This window comes from Kitasatospora sp. NPDC056651 (genome assembly GCF_042792155.1).
Taxonomy (GTDB): Bacteria; Actinomycetota; Actinomycetes; order Streptomycetales; family Streptomycetaceae; genus Kitasatospora.
Genome location: NZ_JBHTWX010000012.1, coordinates 37,884 through 59,044, shown reverse-complemented (window position 1 = coordinate 59,044; position 21,161 = coordinate 37,884). Strand labels below are relative to the sequence as shown.

Here is a 21,161-nt window from a genome sequence, read left to right as displayed (position 1 = left end):
CCCCGCTCCCCCCCCCGGCGGCCCGCCCGGCGGGGGGCCCCCACCAACCCCCCGGCCCACCCCCCCGCCCGCCGCGGCGCCCGGCCCCGCCGCAGCCGCTCCGCTCAGGCCAGGCTCTTCTCCAGCGCCGCCAGGTAGCTCCGCATCAGGTGGTCGCGGATACCCTCGCCGTCCGGCGAGAACGCCGCGGCGCCCAGCCCCTTGGCCCGGTCCGCCAGCCCGGCGACCAGCCCGGTCCTCTCCTCGATCCGGCCCGCGTCGTCGATGTGGCGCAGCGCCTGGACGTGGGTGAAGGCGGGCTCCGGAGGCAGCTCGGGCACGATGTCGTTGCCGTGGACGAACCGGAAGGTGCGCCCCTTCAGCCCCTTGTCGTACGCGGCGGCGAGCAGCCGGTCACAGGTCCGCGGCTGGCCGAAGGTGTAGACGCCGTCGGCCGCCAGGCGCGGGTCCTCCAGTTCGAGGCGGGCGGCGACCAGCATGGCGAGGGCGCCGCCGAGGCTGTGGCCGGTGAACCACACGGTCTGGTCGTTGCTCCGCAGGTCGGAGATGGCCTTGGCGACGTCCGGGAAGATCGATTCGAGTGCCTCGGCGAAGCCGTAGTGCACGAAGCCCGTCCGGGCGGGCCCCGGCCAGGGCGGGGTGGTGGCGTCGGTGAGCCAGTCGCGGATCTCCGCGGGCTCGGTGCCCCGGAAGGCGGTGACGATCATGTCGTCGCCGGCCATGGTGTACGCCTGGGTGTCCTGGAGCGGGAAGGGCGGGGTGAAGCGCGTCTGGTGGTGGCGCACGGTGTCGAAGCCCCAGGCGCGGGCCTGCTCGTCGATGGTGGCGTCGTCCTGGTAGGCGAGCTCGGAGGCCTTGGCCATCCAGTAGGCGTGCGGAAGGCTGTAGCCGGTGACGTGCTGGTCGAAGGTGGTGGGTACGGCCACGGGGGCGCTCCTGTCGGGTCGACGGTCGGGACGGCGGGTCCGCCCCCCACGCCCGCCGATGGCGGCTCACCGTCACGGGACGGTGACCGGATGTGACGCTACTCCGCCCGCCGTCCGCGGGCGACCGGGCCGGCGCCCACCGCGCCACCGGGCCCGCTCAGCCCGCCCGCGTCCCGTCCAGGTAGGCGAGCACCGCGAGCACCCGGCGGTTGTCGTCGTCCGAGGCCCCCAGCCCCAGCTTCGCGAAGATGCCGGAGGTGTGCTTGCTGACCGCCCCCTCGCTGAAGTGCAGCCGCTGGGCGATCGCCGCGTTGGAGCGGCCCTCGGCCATCATCGCGAGGACCTCGCGCTCCCTCGGGGTGAGCAGGGCGAGCGGCTCGTCGTAGGCGTTGCGGGCGAGCAGCCGGGCGATGACCTGGGGGTCCATCACGGTGCCGCCGGCGGCGACGGTGCGGACGGCGTCGACGAACTGGTCGGCCTTGGAGACGCGGTCCTTGAGCAGGTAGCCGACGCCGCCGGTGCCGTCGGCGATCAGCTCCCGGGCGTAGAGCTGTTCGACGTGCTGAGAGAGGACCAGGACGGGCAGGCCGGGCTGTTCGCGGCGGGCGGCGAGCGCGACCTGGAGGCCCTCGTCGGAGTGGGTGGGCGGCAGCCGGACGTCGACCACCGCGATGTCGGGGCGGTGTTCGGCGAGTGCGGCGGCCAGTTCGGGGCCGCTCTCCACCGCGGCGACGATCTCGTGCCCGTGGGCGCCGAGCAGCAGGGAGAGGCCGTCCCTCAGCAGGACGAGGTCCTCGGCGAGGACAACACGCACGGTAGCTCCATGATCAGCCGGGTCGGACCCCCCGGGGGGCTGGTCAGCGTGAGCGTACCGTCGAAGGCTGCCAGCCGGCGCCGGATGCCCCGCAGGCCGCTGCCCCGGGCGGGGTCGGCGCCGCCACCGCCGTCGTCGGTGACCTCGGCGCGCAGCAGTCCGCCGGCGTGGGCGAGGCGCACCGTGGCGTGCCGGGCGTCGCCGTGCTTGACGGCGTTGGTGAGCGCCTCGCTGACGGCGAAGTAGACCGCCGACTCCACTGGCGCCTCCGCCCGCCCGGGCAGTTCGGTCCGGACCTCCACCTCCAGCGGGACGTCCAGCGCCAGCGCCCGCACCCCTTCGGCGAGGCCGCGTTCGGCGAGCACCGGCGGGTGGATCCCGCGCACCAGGTCGCGCAGTTCCTGGAGGGCCTGGGTGACGTTGTCCTGGGCGTCCGTCACGACCCGCTTCGCCTGTTCCGGGTCGCGGTCGATCAGCGCCGCGACGGCGCCCAGGCGCAGGCTCACCGCGACCAGCCGGGCCTGCGCGCCGTCGTGCAGGTCCCGTTCGATCCGGCGCAGTTCGGCGGCCTGGGCCTCGGTGGCGTCCAGCCGGGTCTCGGTGAGCTGCTCGACCCGCCGGGCCAGCCGGGAGCGCTCGGTGGGCCCGAGCAGGACGCGGGTCCACCGGCCGTGCAGGCGCAGCGCGGGCCGGGCGAGGGCGAGGCCGCCCGCCACCAGGGCCAGGCCGGGCAGCGGGGCGAGGGCGCCGGCCTGCGGGAGGAGGTCGTAGCCGGGGCCGGGCGCCGGCAGCAGCGGCTGCGCGAGCCCGTACAGGCCGTAGCCGACCGCCAGCGGGGGCGCGGCGGCGATGCCTCCGCCGACCAACGGGTCGGTGACGGCCCACAGGATGTCGCGCCAGGTCGCCGGGTCGCTCCAGATCCAGCGGAGGTTGCGGGCCGCGCGCGCGAACCACTGGTTCTCTCGACCAGGGCCATCACGTGACTGGACGGCACCAGCGAGCCGCCGGAGGCGACGAAGCGCCGCAGGATGACCCGGATGGTCGCGGCGGACAGCGGGTCGACGGCCTCGAAGGGCTCGTCCAGGACCAGCAGCCTCGGAGCGTGCAGCAGGGCGGTGGCCAGCCCGATCTTCTTGCGCATCCCGGTGGAGTAGTCGATGACGGGGGTGTGCCCGGCCCCGTCCAGCTCCAGCACCGCGAGCAGTTCCTCCGCCCGGGCGTCCGCGGTGGCGGCCGGCAGACCGCGCAACCGCCCCAGGTAGTGCAGCAGTTCGCGCCCGGTCAGCCGCTCGGGCAGCATCATGCCGTCGGGCAGCACCCCGACCAGCGCCTTGGCCCGCACCGGGTCGTGCCACACGTCCGCCCCGAGGATCTCGGAGCTCCCGGCGTCCGGCCGCAGCAGCCCGACGGCCATCGACAGCGCGGTGGTCTTTCCCGCGCCGTTGGGCCCCACCAGCCCGTAGCAGGACCCGCGCGGCACCACCAGGTCCACCCCGTCCACCGCGGTGTGCGACCCGAACCGCTTGCGCAGCCCCGACAGCCGCAGCGCCGGGGCCTCCTGCCCCGTCCGCGCCGTGCTTCCCGGCACCTCGTCCTCCCCGCGTCGTTCACGGCCGCCCGGCTCCGGGCGGCTCGTGATCGACACTAGGAACGGCGGGACTCCGGCGGAATCCACCTGCGCTCCCGACGGGGGTGGGTCCAGACCTACCCCCCGGCCCCCGGTCTCAGGCCCAGGGCGGCTTGCCCCGCCCGTCCGCCCACAGGGCGAGCGCGCGCCGGTCGACGGTGCGGATGCCGACCCGGCCGCAGAACTCGGCGGCGGCCTTGGTGAAGGAACTGGTCGTCACCACGGCGGCCAGGTCGCAGCGGTGTATGTCGCGGTAGGTGCCGTTGACGGTCTGGACGTCCCGGGAGCCGACGAAGGTCCGCGGCCCGTACCGCTTCGCCTGGATGAGGATCCGCTGCCCGGTGGGGGTGGTGGCCAGCACGTCCGCCGCGAGGTCGCCGGACCCGCCGACCACCGTCACCGCCGTGCAGCCGTCCCGGCGGCACAGGTCCGCCAGCGCGTGCTCGAAGGCCTTCGGGGTCATCGCCAGGAACGGGCCGATGTGCCGCAGTCCGGCGGTCCGCGCGTCCAGCTCCCGCTGCCTGGTCCGCACCCGCGCACGCTGCACGACGACCCCGGCGGCCGCGCCGACGGCCAGCAAGGCGGCGAGCAGCAGCAGGTGGTGGGCCATCCACTGGAGCACCAGCAGCACCAGGGCGAACGCGACCAGCGCGGCCACCCCCACCCCCACCGGGTGGCGTCCGGCCATCCGCCGCGCCACACGGACGGCGATCGGCCGGCGTCGCCGGACGGGCTTCCGGGCCACAGCATTCCCCCTCGCACCACGGTGTCCGCACGAGCCTAGGGCCCGCCGCCTCCCGTGCGCCCGCGATCCACCGAACTCCACCTGCCGGGTTGTCGAGTTGACCGGATACCGACGGCCGGCCCCCCGCGGACGGCCGCCGGAACCGTGGTCCGGAGGTTTCCCGCCGCCCGCCTCAGCGCTCGGCCGTCAGCGCCCGCCCCGGCTGCCCGGCCCGCCCCGGCCGGCCGGGGCGGCCCTGGTGCCCGTGATGCCCGTGGTGCCCCGAGCCCGACGAGCCCGACGAATCCGGCGCCGGCCGCCGCGGCTCGACGTAGTCGATCAGCTGCATCATCCCGAGGTCCTCGTGCTGGAGCTGGTGGCAGTGCAGCACGGTGCGGCCGGTGAAGTCCTCGTACTTCACCAGGAAGGTGAAGGTGTCGCCCGGCCGCCCGCCGGCCAGGCTGACGGTGTCGTGCCACACCGGAGGGTCGAGCCGTTCGCCGTTGCGGTGGGTGACGAGGAAGTGGTTGGTGTGCAGGTGGAAGGAGTGGTGGAAGACCGGCCGGTCGTCGTCGGTGCGGACGGTCCACCGCTGGACGGTGTCGAGCTCCAGGGTGTGGTTGACGTAGTCCGGGTCGAACAGGCCGTAGGCGGGGTCGGTGGTGAGGTCGCCGTCGGGGTCGGCCGCGGGGGTCGGGTTGCTGCCGAGGACGCGGTAGGCGTTGGGGAACGGCCTGGCGAAGACACCCCCGTCGACGTGGAAGAGCACCCGGCGCTCGTCATCGGGGTCGGTGACGTCGTCCGCGTCGAGGAACGGCTTGCCCTGCGGCAGCCGGTCCGGCAGCCCCATCGGCGGGTCGACGGCCTCCCCCGAGACCTCGACCGTCATCAGCGGCCCGGACACCCCGTCGGCCCGCAGCTCGTACGTCCCGGGGTCGCCGCCGAGGACCAGCACGTCGGCGCGGTTGCCGGGAGCCATGACCAGCGTCCCGGTGGCGACCGGCGCGGGGAAGGTGATGCCGTCCTGCGCGATCTGGTACAGCGTCACGTCGTCGTCGCCGTCGGCCAGGTGGAGCGGCAGCGTGGTGAACGCGAGCGCCCCCACCAGCCGCCAGCGCTGGACCTCGCCCGGGCGCAGCACCAGGGTGGGGTTGACCTCGCCGTTGACGGTGAAGGTCGGCGCGACGGCGGTGAACGTGTCGCCGGCGGTGAACTCGGGGACCTTCCCCTTCTTGAGCCGGAGTTCGTTGATGCACACGACCACGTCGGCGGCGGCCGCGATCTCCGGCACCTCGTCGACGTCGCCCTCGACGATGATCACCCCGGCCATCCCTCCGGCGATCTGCTCGGCGGTGGACCCGTGCACGTGCGGGTGGTACCAGTAGGTGCCCGCCGGGTGGCCGTCCGGGATCTCGACGGTGGTCAGGTACTCCGGCTCCGGGGCGCCGGCCTCGACCTCGTCGGCGGTGCGCGGCCGGAACTCGCGCAGGATGTTGTCGGCGTTCCCGGACGGGGAGACGTGCAGGCCGTGGGTGTGCAGGTTGAAGGTGTTCTGGTGGTGCGGGCGGTTGTGGGGGCCGCGGTAGGGGCGGTCGGGCGGCAGGCCGTTGACCTGCCGCAGCCTCAGGACGTCCCCGCCGCGCACCCGCAGGGTCGGCCCGGGGATGGTCCCGTTGTAGGTGCGCGTGGTGGCCGTCCCGTAGCCCGGGATGTCGGTGTCCGTGAACCGCACGTCAAGCGTCTGTTCGAGCACCGCCCTCGGCCTGCCGGCGGCCGTCCGCGCCGTCCCGGCGGTCGTCCGCGGGCGCCGGACGACCGGCTGCGGGAAGGAGGCCGCGGCCGCTGCCGGGGAAAGGGCGAGGATGCCGTCGGAGGCGGCCACGAGGGCGGCCGCGGGGAGGGCCTTGAGCAGTGTCCGACGACTGATTCCGACATTTTCTCTCATAACCGGGCAATTTAGGTCGGCTTGCGGACGGCCCCGGTCAGGCACACCGCGTGCCCGCCGGGGGTTGGGCCTTCCGTGCTCCGGCCCGGTGCCGGGCTACGCGTGCTCCGGCCCGGTGCCGGGCTACGCGTGCTCCGGGTGCGTCAGGTTCGCCCCGCCGCGCGGGTCGAAGACGTGGATCCGCGCGGTGTCCACCCACAGCTCCAGCGGGCCGCCCTCGGCGGCCCGGGTGACCGGGCTCAGCCGGGCGACCACCCGGTGCCCCCGCATCCCGGTGTCGGCCCGGCCCGAGTCGGCGGCCAGCTCCACCAGTTCGACGGTGGACGCCGGCCCGCCCTCCTGCGTGAAGTGGACGTAGACGTCCGAGCCCACCGACTCCCGGACCTCGACGGTCACCGTGACGGTGACCCCGCCGGTGTGCCCCTCGGCCAGGGCGGCGTCCTCGAAGTCCTCGGGGCGGATGCCGACGATCAGCTCGCGCGGCGCGTCCGCCCGCTCCAGGGCGCGCCGGGTGCGGTCGTCCAGTGGCAGGTCCCCCAGCGAGGTGCGCAGCGCGCCCCGCTCCAGCACGGCGCCGAGGAAGTTCATCCCGGGCGAGCCGATGAACCCGGCGACGAAGAGGTTCACCGGCTCGTCGTACAGGTGCTGCGGCGAGCCGACCTGCTGGACGACGCCGGAGCGCATCACCACCACCCGGTCGCCGAGCGTCATCGCCTCGACCTGGTCGTGGGTGACGTAGACGGTCGTGGTGCCCAGGCGCCGTTGCAGGGCGGCGATCTGGGTGCGCATCTGCACCCGGAGCTTGGCGTCCAGGTTGGACAGCGGCTCGTCCATCAGGAAGGCCTTGGGGTCGCGGACGATCGCCCGGCCCATCGCCACCCGCTGGCGCTGCCCGCCGGAGAGGTTGGCGGGCTTGCGGTCGAGGTGCCGGGTGAGGTCCAGGATGCGCGCGGCCTCCTCGACCTTCGCCGCGATGACCCGCTTGTCGGCCTTGGCCAGGCGCAGCGCGAAGCCCATGTTGTCGCGCACGCTCATGTGCGGGTACAGGGCGTAGCTCTGGAAGACCATCGCGATGTCCCGGTCCTTGGGCGCGCGGTCGTTGACCACCTCCCCGGCGATCCGCAGGGTGCCCTCGGTGATGTCCTCCAGCCCGGCGATCATGTTGAGCGTGGTGGACTTGCCGCAGCCGGAGGGGCCCACCAGGATCACGAACTCGCCGTCGGCGATGGTGAGGTCGACGTCGCGCACGGCGACGGCGCCGTCCGGGTACCGCTTGGTGATGCCGTCGAGGACGATCTCGGCCACGATCCGCCTTCCTGGCCCGCCGGGTGGGGCGGGCTCGACCTTCGGGGACTCAACCTTCGGGGGCTCAACCTTCGGGAACTCGGCCTTCGGGGACTCAGCCCTTGACCGCGCCGGCGGTGAGCCCGGCGACGATGCGGCGCTGGAACAGCAGCACGAAGACCACGATCGGGATGGTGATGATCACCGCGGCGGCCGCGATCGAACCGGTCGGCTGCTCGAACTGGGAGCTGCCGGTGAAGAAGGCGATGGCGGCCGGCACCGTCCGGGCCGAGGTGGTGGAGGTCAGCGAGATGGCGAACAGGAAGTCGTTCCAGCAGAAGATGAAGACCAGGATGCCGGTGGTGAACACGCCCGGCGCCGCCAGCGGCGCGATGACCAGCCGGAACGCCTGCCACGGGGTGGCGCCGTCCACCTTGGCCGCCTTCTCCAGGTCCCAGGGGATCTCCCGGAAGAACGCCGAGAGCGTGTAGATCGCCAGCGGCAGCGAGAAGGTCATGTACGGGATGATCAGCCCGGGCCAGGTGTCGAACAGGCCGAGCGCCCGCTCGATGTCGAACAGCGGCGAGACCAGCGAGATCGGCGGGAACATCGCGATCAGCAGCGACACCCCGACCAGCAGCCGCTTGCCGGGGAAGCGCAGCCGGGCCACCGCGTACGCGGCCATGGTGCCGAGCACGACGGCGACGGTGGTGGCGATCACCGCGATGCCGACCGAGTTCACCAGGGCGCGGGTGAACTCCGAGGTCCGGAAGATGCCGCGGTAGTTGGCCAGCGTCCACCGGCGGGGCACGAAGGCGCCGTCGGAGAGGGTGCTCGGGTCCTTGAAGGAGAGCGCCACGATCCACCACACCGGGAAGAGCGCGTAGAGCACGACCAGCAGGTTGGCGACGCCCCAGCCGGTGAGCGTCCTGACGGACCGCCCGCTCATCACCGCTCCGCTTCCGCGCCCGGCGTCGCCGCGCCGAACAGCTTGACGAAGACCAGCGCGATGAGCGCCACGCAGACGAAGATCAGCACCGAGATCGCCGAGCCGATGCCCAGGTTGAGCGCGGTGAAGAGGTTGTCGTAGCCGAGGATCGACACCGAGCCGGTGCCGTTGGAGCCGCCGGTCAGCACGTAGACGTTGTCGAAGATCCGGAAGGCGTCCAGGGTCCGGAAGAGCAGCGCGACCAGGATCGCCGGCTTCATCAGCGGCAGGATCACCAGCCGCAGCCGCTGCCCGAAGCCCGCGCCGTCCACCATCGCCGCCCGGACCGTCTCCTCCGGGACCAGCGCCAGGCCCGCGAGCAGCAGCAGCGCCATGAACGGGGTGGTCTTCCACACCTCCGCGAGGATGATCAGACCGATGGCCGGCCACTGCTCGGTGAGCGGGGCACTGCCCCGCGGCAGCAGGGCGGCCAGGTAGCCGGTGCCCGGCGTCCAGGCGTACTGCCAGGAGTAGGCGGCGACCACGGTGACGATCCCGTACGGCACCAGCACCGCGGTGCGCACGGTGCCGCGGCCGAAGACCGCGCGGTGCATCACCAGGGCGAGCGCCAGGCCGAGCACCAGCTCGACGGTCACCGACACCGCGGTGACCAGCACCGTGACGCCGAGCGCCTGCCACCAGAACGGCGAGGTCAACACCGCGCCGTAGTTGGCGAGCCCGACCCAGTGGGCCTGGTCGGGGAAGCGCAGGTCGTAGCGCTGGAGCGAGAGGTACAGCGCGTAGCCGATCGGGTAGGCGGTGACGGCCAGCATCACGATCACCGCGGGCGCGCACAGCAGCAGGCCCAGCCGGCGCTCCTGGCGGGCGCCGCGCGACGGCCGGGCCGGCCTCGGTACGGCCGCGGCGGCGGCCTCGGTGGACGGTGTCACGGGATCAGTCCCTTCGAGCCGAGGGCGGCCTGGATCTGCCCGCGCAGGCCGGCCACGTCCTGCTCCGGGCGGATGCCGGAGGGCGGGGAGAGGGCGTGCGAGACGGCGATCGAGACGTTCTGGTAGGCCGGGGTCGGCGGCCGCACGCTCGCGGAGTCGAGGGCGGCCAGCACGTCGGCGGCGAACGGGTAGCTGGAGACGAGTTCGGGCGCCGTGTACAGGCCGCGCAGCGAGGGCGGGAGCCCGCCCTCCAGCGCGTTGGTGAGCTGGTTGTCCCGGTCGCGCAGGCAGAGGGTGGCCTCGGCCGCGAGGCCGGGGTGCCGGCTGAAGGCGCCCACCGCGAGGTCGATCCCCCCGATGGTCACGCTCGCGGGGCGGCCGGCGGTCACCGCGGGGTACGGGGCCCAGCGGAAGTGCGGGAACAGGTCGGGCCGGTTGGCCTTCATCGAGGGGTAGACGAAGGGGTAGTTGAGTTCGAAGGCGGCCGTGCCCGACTCCATGGCCAGCCGGTTCTGGTCCTCCATCTGGTTCGCCAGCGAGGGGTCGGCGGCCACCGAGTCCGCCAGGTCGCGCATCACGGCGGCGGCGGTCACGGCGGGCGTCCCGAGCGAGGGCGCCCGGGCGTCGGGGGTGAGGATCGAACCGCCCGCGCTGGTGACCAGCGTGTTGAACCAGACCGTCAGCCCCTCGTACTGGGCGCCCTGGATCTCCACCAGGTGCGGCTTGCCCTCGCCGGCCAGCTCCTTCGCCTTCGCGAGCAGCTCCGCCCACGTCGCGGGCGGGGCGGGCACCAGGTCCTCGCGGTACCAGAGCAGCTGGGTGTTGGAGTTGTACGGCACCGCGTACAGCCGGCCCCGCCAGGTCGCGGTGCGCACCGCCGCGTCCAGGGTGTCGGCGGTGGCCCGCTCGGCCGTCGCCCCGGTCCACTCGCGGATCCACCCCGCCTCGGCGAACTCGGCGGGCCAGGTGACGTCCAGGCCCAGGATGTCCACCCCGGCGTCGTGCGCCGCCATCCGGCGCACCAGCTGCTGGCGCTGGCCGTCCGCGCCGCGCGGCAGCTTGTTGTAGCGGATCGTGTAGCGCCCGCCGGACCGCTGCCCGCAGCGGTCGGCGGCCTGCTGGAGGGCGCCCGAGTCGTCCGGGAAGTTGTACCAGTCCAGGACGGCCGGGCCGGCGCCGCCGCCACCCCCGCAGCCCGCCAGGGCGGAGGCCAGCACGGACAGTCCGGCGGCGGCGCTCGCCCACCGCGAGCGGAATCGGAGGACCCTCGGCATCGTTCTCCCGGGCTCGGTCGGGCCGGTCCGGCCGACCTTGGGCCGTGTCTCATGGTTCGCGTCGGATCAGCGCGCGACGCCGTGCATCCCGGCGGGAATCATGAGACACGGCCCGGCCCGGGGCGCCGCACGGCACCGGGCGTGCCGCGCCGCCGACCAGCCGGACGGCCGAACCGGCTCGAACGGCGGCGAACCGGGCCCCGCCCGGGCACGGCCCCGGACGACGGGCCGCGTCCGGGAGGCGCCGCCCCGCGGGGGCGCGGATACTGGGGCCGCACCGCAACCGAGGAGCACGCCGTGACCGGACCCGTCGTCGTCGGATTCGACGGCTCACCCGAGAGCCTGGCCGCCGCCACGTGGGCCGCCCACGAGGCACGGCGCCGGGGCCTGCGCCTGGACGTCCTCCAGGCCTGGCCCCGGCCGAAGCACGTCGCGCCCGGGACGGAGCCGGGCGACCACTCGGCGCTCGCCCGGCTCGCCGAGCGCGAGGGGGAGCTGCGCGCCCTGGCACCGGAGGTCGCGGTCTCCGCCTCGTCGGTGGCCGCCGATCCCGTCGAGGCGCTGGAGGCCGCCGCGCACGACGCCGCCGTCCTGGTGCTCGGCTCGCGCGGGCTGGGCACGGTCCGCGGCTTCCTGGTCGGCTCGGTGAGCCAGGAGGTGCTGCGCCGGGCCGCCTGCCCGGTGGTGCTGGTCCGGGCCGACGGGGACGAGGCGGACGGCCCGGTGACGGTCGGCCTGGACCTCGCGCACCCGGCGGACGCCGTCCTGGACTTCGCCTTCGAGGCCGCCGCGCTCCGCTCGGCGCCGCTGCGCGTCATCCACGTCTGGTCCCCGCCGGCCGGCAGCGAGTACATGTCCTACGGCGCGATCGGCGGGCTGGAGACCGAGGTCTCCGCCGTCGAGCGGTCCGGGCTCGCCGAGGCGCTGCAACCGTGGCGGGAGCGGCACCCGGAGGTGGCGGTGACCACCGACCTGGTCCGCGGCAAGGCCACCGTCGACCTGGTGGACGCCGCCGGAACGGCCCGGCTGCTGGTCGTCGGCCGCCGCCTGCGGCGGATGCCGCTGCGCCACCACCACCTCGGCCCGGTGGCGCACGCCGCGATCCACCACGTGCACTGCCCGGTCGCGGTCGTCCCGTACGGCTGACCGGGGCAGGCCCCCGGAGGCCCGGCCCGGCGGCCCGGGGCCCTCGGCGGGGCCGGGGGCCAAGCGGGACCGGGCCCCTCAGCGGGTCCGGGGCGCGAGGCCGACCGGGCAGACCACCGGGGTGCCGTGCACCGGGTCGGTGAGGATCGCGCTCTCCACCCCGTACAGCTCGCGCACCAGCCCGGGGGTGACGATGTCGCGCGGGGCGCCCTGGGCGACCACCTCGCCGTCCCGCATCGCCACCATGTGGTCGGCGTAGCGGCAGGCGGTGGTGAGGTCGTGCAGGACGAGGACGACGGTGCGGCCGCGCTCGGTCAGGCCGCGCACCATCTCCAGCACCTCCAGGGCGTGGCCCATGTCCAGCGCCGAGGTGGGTTCGTCCAGCATCAGGATGTCGGTGTCCTGGGCGACGGCCATCGCGATCCAGGCGCGCTGGCGCTGGCCGCCGGAGAGGGTGTCCAGCGGACGGTCGGCCAGGTCGTGGAGGTCGGCGGCGGTGAGCGCGTGCTCGACCGCCTCGGCGTCGGCGGCGGACCACTGCCGCAGCAGGCCCTGGTGCGGCTGGCGGCCGTAGCGGACGAGGTCACGGACGGTCAGCCCGTCCGGGGCGGTGGCGGACTGCGGCAGCAGGCCGATGATCCGGGCGATCGCCCGGGTGGACAGCGAGGTCAGCGGCTTGCCGTCGAGCAGCACGGCCCCGGAGCGCGGGGCGATGGTCCGGGCCAGGCCGCCGAGCAGGGTGGACTTGCCGCAGCCGTTCGGGCCGACGATGACGGTGACCTGCCGCTGCGGCAGTTCGAGGTCCAGCTCGCGGACCACGATGGTGCGGTCGTGGCCGAGGCTGAGCGCGCTGGTCTCCAGCCGGGGGGCCGGGGCGCCGTCGGCGGCGCTCTCGGCGGTCGCGGGGGTCGCGGTGCGGGCGGTCATGCGGTCCTCCGGGGACGGGTGGTGAGCAGCAGCCAGAGCAGGTACGGGCCGCCCACGACGGCGGTGACCAGGCCGGCCGGCACCTCGATCGGCGACAGGGCGGTGCGGCCGAGCAGGTCGGCGAGCAGGGTGAAGACGGCTCCGGCGGCGGCCGAGGTGAGCACCGGCACGCAGCGCGGTCCGGCGATCCGGCGGGCCGCCTCGGGGGCGGCGAGCGCGACCATGCCGAGCGGTCCGGCGACGGCCACGGCCAGACCCGCGCAGACCACGGCGACCACCAGCACGCCGACCCGCAGGCCGCGCACCCGGACGCCCAGCCCGGTGGCGACGGCGTCGGAGAAGCGCAGCAGCGACAGCCGGCGGCCGAGCAGCACGGCGGCGGGCAGGCAGAGCAGCAGTCCGAGTTCGAGGTAGCCGACGGTGTCGGCGTCCCGGCTGTTGAGGGTTCCGACCGTCCAGCCGTAGGCGGCGTTGGCCGCGTCGATGGCGGCGCGGGAGAGCATCAGGTTGGTCACCGCGCCGAAGACCGCGCCGATGCCGAGGCCGACCACCAGGAAGCGGTAGCCGTTGCGGCCGGCTCCGCCGCCGAGGGCGAAGGCGAGCGAGGCGGCGGTGGCGGCACCCGCGAGGGCGGCGGCGGAGGGCAGCAGCTGGGTGGCGACGCCGGTGACGGAGGCGACGGCGAAGGCGGTGGCGCCGTCGTTGAAGCCGACGGTGTCCGGGGTGGCCAGCCGGTTCTGGGCGAGGGTCTGCATCAGGCAGCCCGCGACGCCGAGGGCGGCTCCGACGGCCAGCGCGGCCTCGGCGCGGGGCAGCCGCAGCTTCTCCACCAGCAGGACGTCGCGGGCGGTGCCGTCGCCGAAGGCGGCGCGCAGGGCGGTCACCGGGTCGAGGTTCGTCTCTCCGACGGCCAGGCAGACGGCGGTGACCGCGACCAGGGCGAGCAGCAGCACCGCGCAGCCGATCAGCGGCCGGACGGGCACGAGCACCGAGCGGCCGCCCAGGGCGAGCAGCCTGGTGCCGGGCGGGGCGGACCGCGGCGGCGCGGACGGCCGCGGGGCGGCCGAGGGGGTGTCAGGGTTCACGGCGGTGTTCACGGCGGTGTTCACAGGGGCCTTCACAGCGAGGGCATCCGGTGCGAGCGGACGACGGCGACCAGGACGGGGGCGCCGCACAGGGCGGTCATCACGCCGAGCGGCATCTCGTACGGGCGGGCGACCAGCCGGGAGGCCACGTCGGCGAGCAGCACGACGGCGGGCCCGAGCAGCGCAGACACCAGGAGCAGCCGGCGCAGGTCCGGGCCGACGAGGGCCCGGGCGGCGAAGGGGACCACCAGGCCGACGAAGGAGACCGGTCCGGCGATCGCGGTGGCGGCGCCGACCAGCAGGGCGACGGCGGTCACCGCGAGGGCGCGGGCCCGGCGGGGCTTGTGGCCGAGGCCGGTGGCGACGTCGTCACCGAGGCTCAGGGCGGTCAGGGCCGGGCCGGAGAGCAGTGCCAGCACCAGACCGAGCACCAGGACCGGCAGCACCGCCACCAGTTGGTCGGTGCCGCGCCCGGCGACCGAGCCGATGGTCCAGAACCGGATCTCGTCGGCGGCCCGGGCGTCGGACAGCAGCAGCACGGAGGAACCGGCGTTCATCAGCCCGCTCAGCGCCGCGCCCGCGAGCACCAGCCGGACGGGGTCGTCGCCGGTGCCGCGCAGCCGGGCCGCGCCGAGGGCCAGCAGGCAGCCGGCGGCGGCGCCCAGCACGGCGACGTACGGGCCGACGCTGGCGGCGCTGGCGCCGAGCACGATCGCGATCACGACGGCGAAGGAGGCGCCGGTGCTGACGCCGAGCAGTCCGGGTTCGGCCAGCGGGTTGCGGGCGGCGGCCTGGAGCACGGTACCCGCCACGCCGAGGGCGAGGCCGACCGCGAGGGCCACCGCGGTGCGCGGGACGCGCAGCTGGAACACGGTGAACCGGGAGTCGGAGTCACCCTCACCGAGCAGCGTGGCGAGCGCCCGTGACGGCCCCACGTCGCCCGCGCCGAGCAGCAGGCTCGCCAGCACGGCGGCCAGCAGTATCGCGCCGGCGGGCAGCAGTCCGCGCAGCAGGAGTGATCGGGTTGTCACACCGGGCCTCTCCGTCAGGGTCTTGAGTATGGTTAGGCTAACCTCAGGAAAACGGTTCGTCCGTAAACTACCATTTCCCGGAGAAGACCCATGCTTGGCACCCGCTTTACGAAGACCCTGCTCGGTGCGGCCGTCGTCGGCGCCCTCTCCCTGGGCCTGACCGCGTGCGGCTCCTCGGGGTCCGACAACGCCGCGGGTGACGCAGGCTCCTCCACCGCCGCCGCGAAGGGCGGCAAGCGCAGCATCGACACCGCGTTCGGCGCGGTCGAGGTCCCGGCCGAGGCCAAGCGGGTCATCGCCCTCAACGACACCTCGCTGGACACCGCCATGGCCCTGGGCGTCACCCCGGTCGGCACCAGCTCCAGCCGTGGCGGCACCACCGCCCCCGCCTACCTGAAGGCCGACGGCATCCCGCTGGTCGCCACGGTCAAGGAGCCCAACCTCGAAGCCATCCTGAAGGCCACCCCCGACCTCATCCTGGCCTCCTCGGGCATCGAGAAGTCCCAGTACGACAAGCTCTCCGCGGTGGCGCCGACCATCGTGCCCAAGGCCGGCGACTGGCGCTCGGTGCTCGCCGTCTACGGCGACGCGCTCGGCCACAAGGACGACCTGACCGCCAAGCTGGACGCCCTGGACAAGCGCGCCGCCAAGGCCGGCGAGGGCAAGACCGGCAGCGCCGTGGTGATGCGCTGGATGCCCAACGGGCCGATCGTGATGAACACCACCAACATGCCGGGCGACCTGCTGAAGAAGGCCGGCGCCACCACCATGCCGATCGCCGACGGCCTCGGCGCCCAGCCGCACTCGGACCCGCTGTCCCTGGAGAACCTCAACAAGGCCGACGCGGACCGCCTGTTCGTCGCCACCCTGAACGCCGAGGGCGAGAAGGCCCTGGAGACCGCCCGCACCCAGGAGGCCTTCAACCGGCTGAAGGCCGTGGGCACCAACCAGCTGATGGGCGTGGACGGCCAGGTCTGGAGCAGCAGCTCCGGCCCGATCGCCGCGGAGAAGGTCGTCGCGGACATCGAGAAGGCCTTCGGCGCGAAGTAGCCTCGCCCGCAAGGGAATTCCCCCCCCCGGAGGGGCACGAAGGGCCGTCACCGGCGAAACGGTGACGGCCCTTCCGGTGCTCGCCGCCGCGTCCGGTTCGTGAACCGTTCCGAACTCCTCATCCGCACCGGGCTGTTGACCGGGAACCCAGGGCCCCGCTCAGATGAGCCCCTCGCGCAGCGCGTACGCCACGGCGTGCGCCCGGTTGCGCAGCTGCATCCGGGTCATCACCCCCTGGAGCACGGTCTTGATGGTGCGCTCCGAGTAGGCGAGCCGGCCCGCGATCTCGGCCGTGTCGAGCCCGTCCGCGATCAGGCGCAGCACGGTCGCCTCCCGTTCGGTCACCCCGGCGAAGCCCAGGCCCTGCGGCTGCAGCACGTTGCGCTGGAGCCGGCCCACCTGGGCCAGCAGCCGGCCGAGCAGGTCGGGCGGCAGGTCGCCGTCCCCGCGGTGCGCGGCGAGGACGGCGGAGGTGAGCTTCTCCGGGCTGGTCTCGTGGCGCCACAGCACCGCGCTGGTGCCGCACTCGACGGCCCGGAGCAACTCGTGCTCGGTCACCCCGGTCACCACCGTGACCAGGCGCAGCCCGTGGCCGCGCACGAACCGGCGGCAGCGCTCGGCGGTCGGCTCGTCGATCCGCTCGGTCACCACCACGGCCACCCCGCCGGGCCGGGCCTCCCCCTCCGAGACCAGTTCCAGGGCCGGCTGCTCGCGGATCGCCGAGGCGGTCCCGGCCGCCGAGATCCGGTCCACGGCGTCGACCAGTACGGGCACGCGTTGCACGAGTTCGCTCCTTGTTCGGCAGGTACGTCCGGGAAGCCGCGACCGCCCTCGCGGCCACCCGCGCGTCCCTGGGCGCGCGCCGCCCCCGATGGCAGTCTCAATGGCGACCGGCGGCACGGTGCCGGCCCTCCCGGTGTTCCGGTCGACATCCCCCGGACCGGAACACCGGGAGGTTCGCACGAGCCGATCAAGATCCGATCAAAGCCCTCGGCGCGCCCGTTGATCGGGCGTCGACCGGCCCCGGGCCCGCCCCCGTTCCATCGGGCGGCCCCGGGCCCCGGCGGGACTCACCACCTGCCGGGTCGGCGGTTCAGCCCGCCGCGTCCACCTCATCCACCTCGACCTGGGGGAAGCCCATGTTCACGAACCCTTCCAGCAGTCAGCCCTCCCGCCGCGCCCGGCGGACCGCCCTGGCCGGCGCGGTCGGCGCCACCGCGCTCCTCGCGCTCACCGCCTGCGGACCGGAGGACGGCGTCGGCGTCACGGTCGCGGTCACAGCCGGGGCCACCCAGGGCGGTGCGACTCCGGCCGCGCCCGCCACCGCCGCGCCCGCCACCGGGGCACCGGCCCAGCCGGCCCCGACCAAGGCGGCGCCCGGCGGCGCCGCGCCGAAGCCCGGTGGAGCGGCCACGGCCGGCGGCAAGAACGCCGACGCCGCCGCCGGCGGTGCCCCCGCCTGCACCCCGGACGACCTCAAGGTGTCGGCCTACGACAACACCATCGACCAGGTCAACGGTGTCGTCACCGTCCAGCTCGACTTCAGGGGCAGCCACGAGTGCAAGCTCTTCGGCTTCCCCGGCGTGGACCTCAAGGTCGGCGGGACGACCATGGCCGTCCAGCGCACCAACGAGACCCCGTACGGGACGGTCCTCAAGTCCGGGATGACGGCGGCGTTCCACATCACCTACCCCGTCAACAACTCCGGCGGGTCGGGCGTCAAGGCCTCCCAGATCGTCATCACGCCCCCGAACGACACCCACCAGGTGACGGTTCCGTGGCCGGGCGGCTCCTTCGGGCTCGACAACCCCGAGAAGCCGGACGGCAACGGCAAGGTCCTGGTCGGCCCCGTCGGCGAGGTCTCCGGCTCTCCGGCGGGCTGACCGCGGGGCCCTGCTCCGGCGGACGAGCGCCCCGACACGCTCGTCCGCCGGTTTCCCGGACTCCGCGACCCCGCGCGACCCCGCGTCCGGGCCCGTCCGACCGGCGCGTCGGCCGCGCGTCTCCGACCCCGGCGACCGCTTCGAGCGCGAGGCGGAGGCCACTGCCCGGGCCGTGCTGAGCCGCCGAGCCGGTCCGCGACGGCACAATCGGACCAGGTCACATCGGAAACGAACGATTCAGACTCTGGTTGATCGGATGTCAAGAGGATGTTGATCGGCGCCGGACACGATGATCCCCACCTGAACGAGGCACCACCGAAAGGGCAGGACACCGTGTCGAACACCGCGCGGACGACGGGGAGCGGGACGGCCGGTCCGGCCGGGCGGCTGCGCCGAGGGCCGGCCGTGGCGGGGCTGGCCGCCCTGCTGGTCGCCGCCGCCGGGGTGGCCACCGGATCGGCGACGGCCGACCCCGGCGCCCCGGCGACCGCCGGTCAGCACGCGACCGACAAGCCCCGGCGTGAGGACAACCGGCACGGCAGGCACCACCTGTTGCACGGCCACCACCGGCCCGGCCGCTCCGCCGCCGGGTCCGGCGCGTGGAACCACAGCGGCCCGGCGGCCGGCTGACCTCCGGTCACTCCCCCGCGCCACCGCGCGAGCAGGCCGAGCACCGGCTCCGCCTCCTGCGCGTCCGGCAGCCCCAGCCGGGTGAGGCCCGCGCGGGCCTGCTCCAGGCCGGCGCGGGCCGCTTCCGTCCGACCGAGGTCGGCCCGGGCCTGCCCGCGCACGGTCAGGGCGAGCCCCGGTCCCGTTCCGAGCCGCGTTCGAGGCACCGCTCGACCGCCCGCCCGGGCGCCGCGACTCAGTCCCGCTCCGCCCCCGCCCCCGCCTCCGGCCGGCGGCCAGCCCCACGGCCGGCCAGCCCCCGCATCGTCCGCTGGATCCGGGTGGCCGCGTCCACCGGCGCCTCCTCCGAGGTGAAGAACGAGTACAGCTGGACGATCTCCTTGGCGTACCAGGCCGGGCTGCCGACCTGCCGGGGATCTCCCCCGACCTCGACCGCCCGCCGGGCGACCTCCTTGGCCTCGGCGCCCCGCCCCAGCTCGACGAGCGAGGCCGCGAGCATGTGGCTCCCCAGGTACCGGACCTCCTCGTTGCCGACCCGGACGGCCCAGCCGACGGCCTCCCGGGCGTACCGCTCGGCCGTGGCGTAGTCCCGGCTGACCCAGGCGTAGCCGGCCCGGTCGCTGAGCGCCTCGGCGGTGAGCCCCGGCGGGATCCCTTCGCCCATGGCCGCCGTGACGGCCAGTGCGGAGAGCCGCTCCAGCCGGCTCCAGTACGCCGTTCCCACGAACAGGCCGCTGATGCCGAGCCCGTTGAGCGCGCAGACGACGAGCGGCAGGCCCCGCACCGGCGGGACGTCCCGGAGGATGCGCGCCACCGTGCTGCTGAGCAGCTGGTGTTCGTCCAGCAGCCAGGCCCGGGCCTCGTCGGGGCGGCCGAAGACGAGCCCGGTGTGCTCGGTCGGCCACAGGACGGCCCGGACACCGCCGGCCGCCCGGTTGCCGCCGTCCGCCCGGACTCCCCGGTAGAGGACCTGGCGCAGGGTCGCGATCAGGAAGTCGAGCAGGCGCAGCAGGGCGTCCGCGCAGGCTTCGGGCCCGTCCTCGGCCTCGGCGCGCTGCCGCGCGTAGAGGCGGACCAGGTCGTGGAAGCGGTAGCGCCCGACGCCGTGGGACTCCAACAGCCCGGCGTCGACGAGTGGTTCGAGCAGCCACTCGGCCTCGCGTTCGGGCAGGCCGAGCAGGGCGCCGACGGCGGAGACGGGGAAGTCGGCGCAGTCCAGCAGCGCGCACAGCCGCAGCGCGCGGGCCTGGTCGGGCGGCAGCGCGGCGTAGCCGAGGCCGATGGTGGCCTCGACGGACAGGCCGCCGACCCGCAGTTCGCTGAGGGTGCGGGTGTGGTCGCGCAGCCGGGTGGCCATCGCGGTGGGGTCGCGGTCGGGGTAGGCGGCCAGCCGGGAGCCGATGATGCGCAGGGCCAACGGCAGCAGGCCGCAGGAGCGGACGAGCTCCTCGGCGGTGTCCGGGTGGTCGGCCAGGCGGCCGGGCCCGGCGAAGCGGTCGAGCATCGCGACGGCTTCACCGGCCTCGGGCACGCTGACCTCGAAGCGGTGGGCGCCGGCCATGGTGAGCACCCGGCTGCGGGAGGTGACCAGGGCCGCGCTGCCCGGCGCACCGGGCAGCAGCGGCTCCAACTGCTCGGCGTGCGCGGCGTTGTCGAGCACGACCAGGACCCGGCGCTCGGCCAGCGCCGAGCGGTAGGCCGCCGCCCGGGCCCGCAGGGTGGCGGGGACCTGCCCCGCCGCCAGGCCGAGCGCCACCAGGAAGTCCGCCAGGACGTCCATCGGGTCGACCGGGCCGGTGCCCGCGCCCCGCAGGTCGACGTACAGCTGCCCGTCGGGGTAGTCGGACCGCACCGCGTGCGCGGCGTCGAGCGCCAGGGCGGTCTTGCCGACGCCCCCGATCCCGGTCAGCACGACCAGCGGCATCCGCTCCGGATCGTGGCGCAGTGCCTGCCGCAGCGCCCCGCGCAGCTCCCGGCGTCCGGTGAAGTCGGCGGCGGACGGCGGGAGTTGACCCGGGCGCACGCCCGGGTACGGCCGCGCCACGGGCCGCTGGGGCGGGACGGCCGCGAGCAGCCGGTGGTGCCGGGCCGCCCCCGCGGAGGCGGCGCCCGCCGACGGGCCCGCCGCGGCGGCCGGTACGGGCGGCCCGCCGGCCAGCACCCGCGCCTGGGCGGCGGCCAGTTCGGGGCCCGGCTCGGTGCCGAGTTCGTCGCGCAACACCTCGCGCGCGCCGGTGAACTCGGCCAGCGCCTCGGCCACCCGCCCGTCCCGGTGCAGGGCGAGCATCCGCAGCGCCCGCAGGTCCTCGCGCAGCGGGTGTTCGCCGATCAGCACGGCGAGGTCGGCGGCGGCCCCGGCGTGCTCGCCCAGTTCGACGCGGCAGCGCAGCAGCGCCACCTGCCCGTCGAGCCGCAGCGCGGCCAGCCGTTCGCGCTCCCGCTCGGCGAACGGCCCGGCCACTCCGGCCAGTGCCTCGCCGCGCCACAGGCCGAGCGCGCTCTCGTACCCGTCCCGGGCGGCCGCGACCCGACCGGCCGTCAGGTCCTCGCCCGCCTCGGCGCGCAGGCGCTCGAAGCGCAGCGCGTCCACCGCGTCGGGCACCACGTCCAGCAGGTAGCCGCCGTGATCGGAGCGCAGCAGTTCCTGGGCGTCGCCGAGCGCCCGCCGCACCCGCCAGGCGTAGGTGCGCACCGCGCCCAGCGCGCTCGCGGGGTGGTCCGCGCCCCACAGTCCGTCGACCAGTTCCTCCGGCCCGCACCGGCGGCCGGCCCGGAGCAGCAGCACCGCCAGGAACGCCCGCTCCCGGGGCCCGCCCAGCGTGGCGCCCTGGCGGGCGCCGGTGATGCCGAGCGGGCCGAGCAGGCGGAACGCCAGGCCTTCCCGCGCCGCCCCGCCGCCCCGCGCGGCCGCTCCGTCACCACTTCCCGCTGCCACCC

Annotated in this window: 18 protein-coding genes and 1 pseudogene; 4 read left to right on the top strand and 15 right to left on the bottom strand. The window is 75.2% G+C overall.

The window, feature by feature from the left end:
• Positions 1 to 104: 104 nt before the first annotated feature.
• The 10 genes and pseudogenes from ACFRAR_RS07760 to ACFRAR_RS07715 form a co-directional block, all read right to left on the bottom strand.
• Entirely contained in the window at positions 105 to 926 is an 822-nt protein-coding gene (locus ACFRAR_RS07760; RefSeq protein WP_380695913.1) for a lipase family protein, read from the bottom strand.
• A 157-nt stretch (positions 927 to 1,083) separates the two neighbouring features.
• Positions 1,084 to 1,740, bottom strand: coding sequence for a LuxR C-terminal-related transcriptional regulator (locus ACFRAR_RS07755; protein WP_380695911.1), 657 nt, complete (start codon positions 1,738 to 1,740; stop codon positions 1,084 to 1,086).
• Positions 1,704 to 2,606, bottom strand: coding sequence for a sensor histidine kinase (locus ACFRAR_RS07750; protein WP_380695909.1), 903 nt, complete (start codon positions 2,604 to 2,606; stop codon positions 1,704 to 1,706). The genes ACFRAR_RS07755 and ACFRAR_RS07750 overlap by 37 nt, the downstream gene beginning before the upstream one ends.
• 95 nt (positions 2,607 to 2,701) lie before the next feature.
• Positions 2,702 to 3,328 (bottom strand): annotated as a pseudogene (locus tag ACFRAR_RS07745) (ABC transporter ATP-binding protein); the annotation flags it as partial.
• 136 nt (positions 3,329 to 3,464) lie between these two features.
• On the bottom strand, positions 3,465 to 4,055 hold the full coding sequence (locus ACFRAR_RS07740; RefSeq protein WP_380695907.1) for a restriction endonuclease: 591 nt from the start codon (positions 4,053 to 4,055) through the stop codon (positions 3,465 to 3,467).
• A 229-nt stretch (positions 4,056 to 4,284) separates the two neighbouring features.
• Positions 4,285 to 6,036 carry a multicopper oxidase family protein gene (locus tag ACFRAR_RS07735; RefSeq protein ID WP_380695905.1) on the bottom strand — a complete coding sequence of 584 codons (1,752 nt, stop codon included), beginning with the start codon at positions 6,034 to 6,036 and terminating at the stop codon, positions 4,285 to 4,287.
• A gap of 123 nt (positions 6,037 to 6,159) precedes the next feature.
• The gene (locus ACFRAR_RS07730; RefSeq protein WP_380695903.1) at positions 6,160 to 7,341 is read right to left on the bottom strand and encodes an ABC transporter ATP-binding protein; all 1,182 of its coding nucleotides are present in this window, start codon (positions 7,339 to 7,341) and stop codon (positions 6,160 to 6,162) included.
• Between the two features lie 94 nt (positions 7,342 to 7,435).
• The gene (locus ACFRAR_RS07725) at positions 7,436 to 8,269 is read right to left on the bottom strand and encodes a carbohydrate ABC transporter permease (protein WP_380695901.1); all 834 of its coding nucleotides are present in this window, start codon (positions 8,267 to 8,269) and stop codon (positions 7,436 to 7,438) included.
• Complete coding sequence (locus ACFRAR_RS07720) at positions 8,269 to 9,198, bottom strand: carbohydrate ABC transporter permease (RefSeq protein ID WP_380695899.1); 930 nt, start codon at positions 9,196 to 9,198, stop codon at positions 8,269 to 8,271. Before ACFRAR_RS07720 ends, ACFRAR_RS07725 begins: the two co-directional genes overlap by 1 nt.
• Positions 9,195 to 10,472 carry an ABC transporter substrate-binding protein gene (locus ACFRAR_RS07715; RefSeq protein ID WP_380695897.1) on the bottom strand — a complete coding sequence of 426 codons (1,278 nt, stop codon included), beginning with the start codon at positions 10,470 to 10,472 and terminating at the stop codon, positions 9,195 to 9,197. Before ACFRAR_RS07715 ends, ACFRAR_RS07720 begins: the two co-directional genes overlap by 4 nt.
• A gap of 297 nt (positions 10,473 to 10,769) precedes the next feature.
• Between ACFRAR_RS07715 and ACFRAR_RS07710 the strand changes: the two genes are divergently transcribed.
• Positions 10,770 to 11,618, top strand: a complete 849-nt coding sequence (locus tag ACFRAR_RS07710; RefSeq protein ID WP_380695895.1) for a universal stress protein — start codon at positions 10,770 to 10,772, stop codon at positions 11,616 to 11,618.
• Between the two features lie 78 nt (positions 11,619 to 11,696).
• Here the strand turns inward: ACFRAR_RS07710 and ACFRAR_RS07705 are convergent, their stop codons facing one another.
• The 3 genes from ACFRAR_RS07705 to ACFRAR_RS07695 are packed head-to-tail and all read right to left on the bottom strand — an operon-like array spanning position 11,697 to position 14,661.
• A complete protein-coding gene (locus ACFRAR_RS07705; RefSeq protein ID WP_380695893.1) occupies positions 11,697 to 12,545 on the bottom strand; it encodes an ABC transporter ATP-binding protein in 849 nt (282 codons plus the stop codon).
• Positions 12,542 to 13,654 carry a FecCD family ABC transporter permease gene (locus tag ACFRAR_RS07700; RefSeq protein ID WP_380695891.1) on the bottom strand — a complete coding sequence of 371 codons (1,113 nt, stop codon included), beginning with the start codon at positions 13,652 to 13,654 and terminating at the stop codon, positions 12,542 to 12,544. Before ACFRAR_RS07700 ends, ACFRAR_RS07705 begins: the two co-directional genes overlap by 4 nt.
• An 8-nt stretch (positions 13,655 to 13,662) precedes the next feature.
• Positions 13,663 to 14,661: a FecCD family ABC transporter permease gene (locus ACFRAR_RS07695; RefSeq protein WP_380695889.1), complete on the bottom strand. Its 999-nt coding sequence runs from the start codon at positions 14,659 to 14,661 to the stop codon at positions 13,663 to 13,665.
• Between the two features lie 90 nt (positions 14,662 to 14,751).
• Between ACFRAR_RS07695 and ACFRAR_RS07690 the strand changes: the two genes are divergently transcribed.
• Positions 14,752 to 15,711 (top strand): ABC transporter substrate-binding protein, encoded by a 960-nt coding sequence (locus ACFRAR_RS07690; protein ID WP_380695887.1) that lies wholly within the window; start codon positions 14,752 to 14,754, stop codon positions 15,709 to 15,711.
• A gap of 159 nt (positions 15,712 to 15,870) precedes the next feature.
• On the opposite strand, the gene ACFRAR_RS07685 is transcribed toward ACFRAR_RS07690, so the two are convergent.
• A complete protein-coding gene (locus ACFRAR_RS07685; protein ID WP_380695885.1) occupies positions 15,871 to 16,494 on the bottom strand; it encodes a response regulator transcription factor in 624 nt (207 codons plus the stop codon).
• Positions 16,495 to 16,850: 356 nt separating this feature from the next.
• Between ACFRAR_RS07685 and ACFRAR_RS07680 the strand changes: the two genes are divergently transcribed.
• Together ACFRAR_RS07680 and ACFRAR_RS07675 are read left to right on the top strand one after the other, a co-directional pair.
• Positions 16,851 to 17,594: a DUF4232 domain-containing protein gene (locus tag ACFRAR_RS07680; protein ID WP_380695883.1), complete on the top strand. Its 744-nt coding sequence runs from the start codon at positions 16,851 to 16,853 to the stop codon at positions 17,592 to 17,594.
• Positions 17,595 to 17,927: 333 nt separating this feature from the next.
• Entirely contained in the window at positions 17,928 to 18,224 is a 297-nt protein-coding gene (locus ACFRAR_RS07675; protein ID WP_380695881.1) for a hypothetical protein, read from the top strand.
• Positions 18,225 to 18,459: 235 nt separating this feature from the next.
• Here the strand turns inward: ACFRAR_RS07675 and ACFRAR_RS07670 are convergent, their stop codons facing one another.
• Complete coding sequence (locus tag ACFRAR_RS07670; protein ID WP_380695879.1) at positions 18,460 to 21,159, bottom strand: BTAD domain-containing putative transcriptional regulator; 2,700 nt, start codon at positions 21,157 to 21,159, stop codon at positions 18,460 to 18,462.
• Positions 21,160 to 21,161 lie beyond the last annotated feature (2 nt).

Bases quoted from the DNA above. Each gene is read 5' to 3' on its own strand.
- ACFRAR_RS07740 (WP_380695907.1), bottom strand. From the start codon at position 4,055: ATGGCCGGACGCCACCCGGTGGGGGTGGGGGTGGCCGCGCTGGTCGCG.
- ACFRAR_RS07735 (WP_380695905.1), bottom strand. From the start codon at position 6,036: ATGAGAGAAAATGTCGGAATCAGTCGTCGGACACTGCTCAAGGCCCTC.
- ACFRAR_RS07725 (WP_380695901.1), bottom strand. From the start codon at position 8,269: ATGAGCGGGCGGTCCGTCAGGACGCTCACCGGCTGGGGCGTCGCCAAC.
- ACFRAR_RS07715 (WP_380695897.1), bottom strand. From the start codon at position 10,472: ATGCCGAGGGTCCTCCGATTCCGCTCGCGGTGGGCGAGCGCCGCCGCC.
- ACFRAR_RS07705 (WP_380695893.1), bottom strand. From the start codon at position 12,545: ATGACCGCCCGCACCGCGACCCCCGCGACCGCCGAGAGCGCCGCCGAC.
- ACFRAR_RS07690 (WP_380695887.1), top strand. From the start codon at position 14,752: ATGCTTGGCACCCGCTTTACGAAGACCCTGCTCGGTGCGGCCGTCGTC.
- ACFRAR_RS07680 (WP_380695883.1), top strand. From the start codon at position 16,851: ATGTTCACGAACCCTTCCAGCAGTCAGCCCTCCCGCCGCGCCCGGCGG.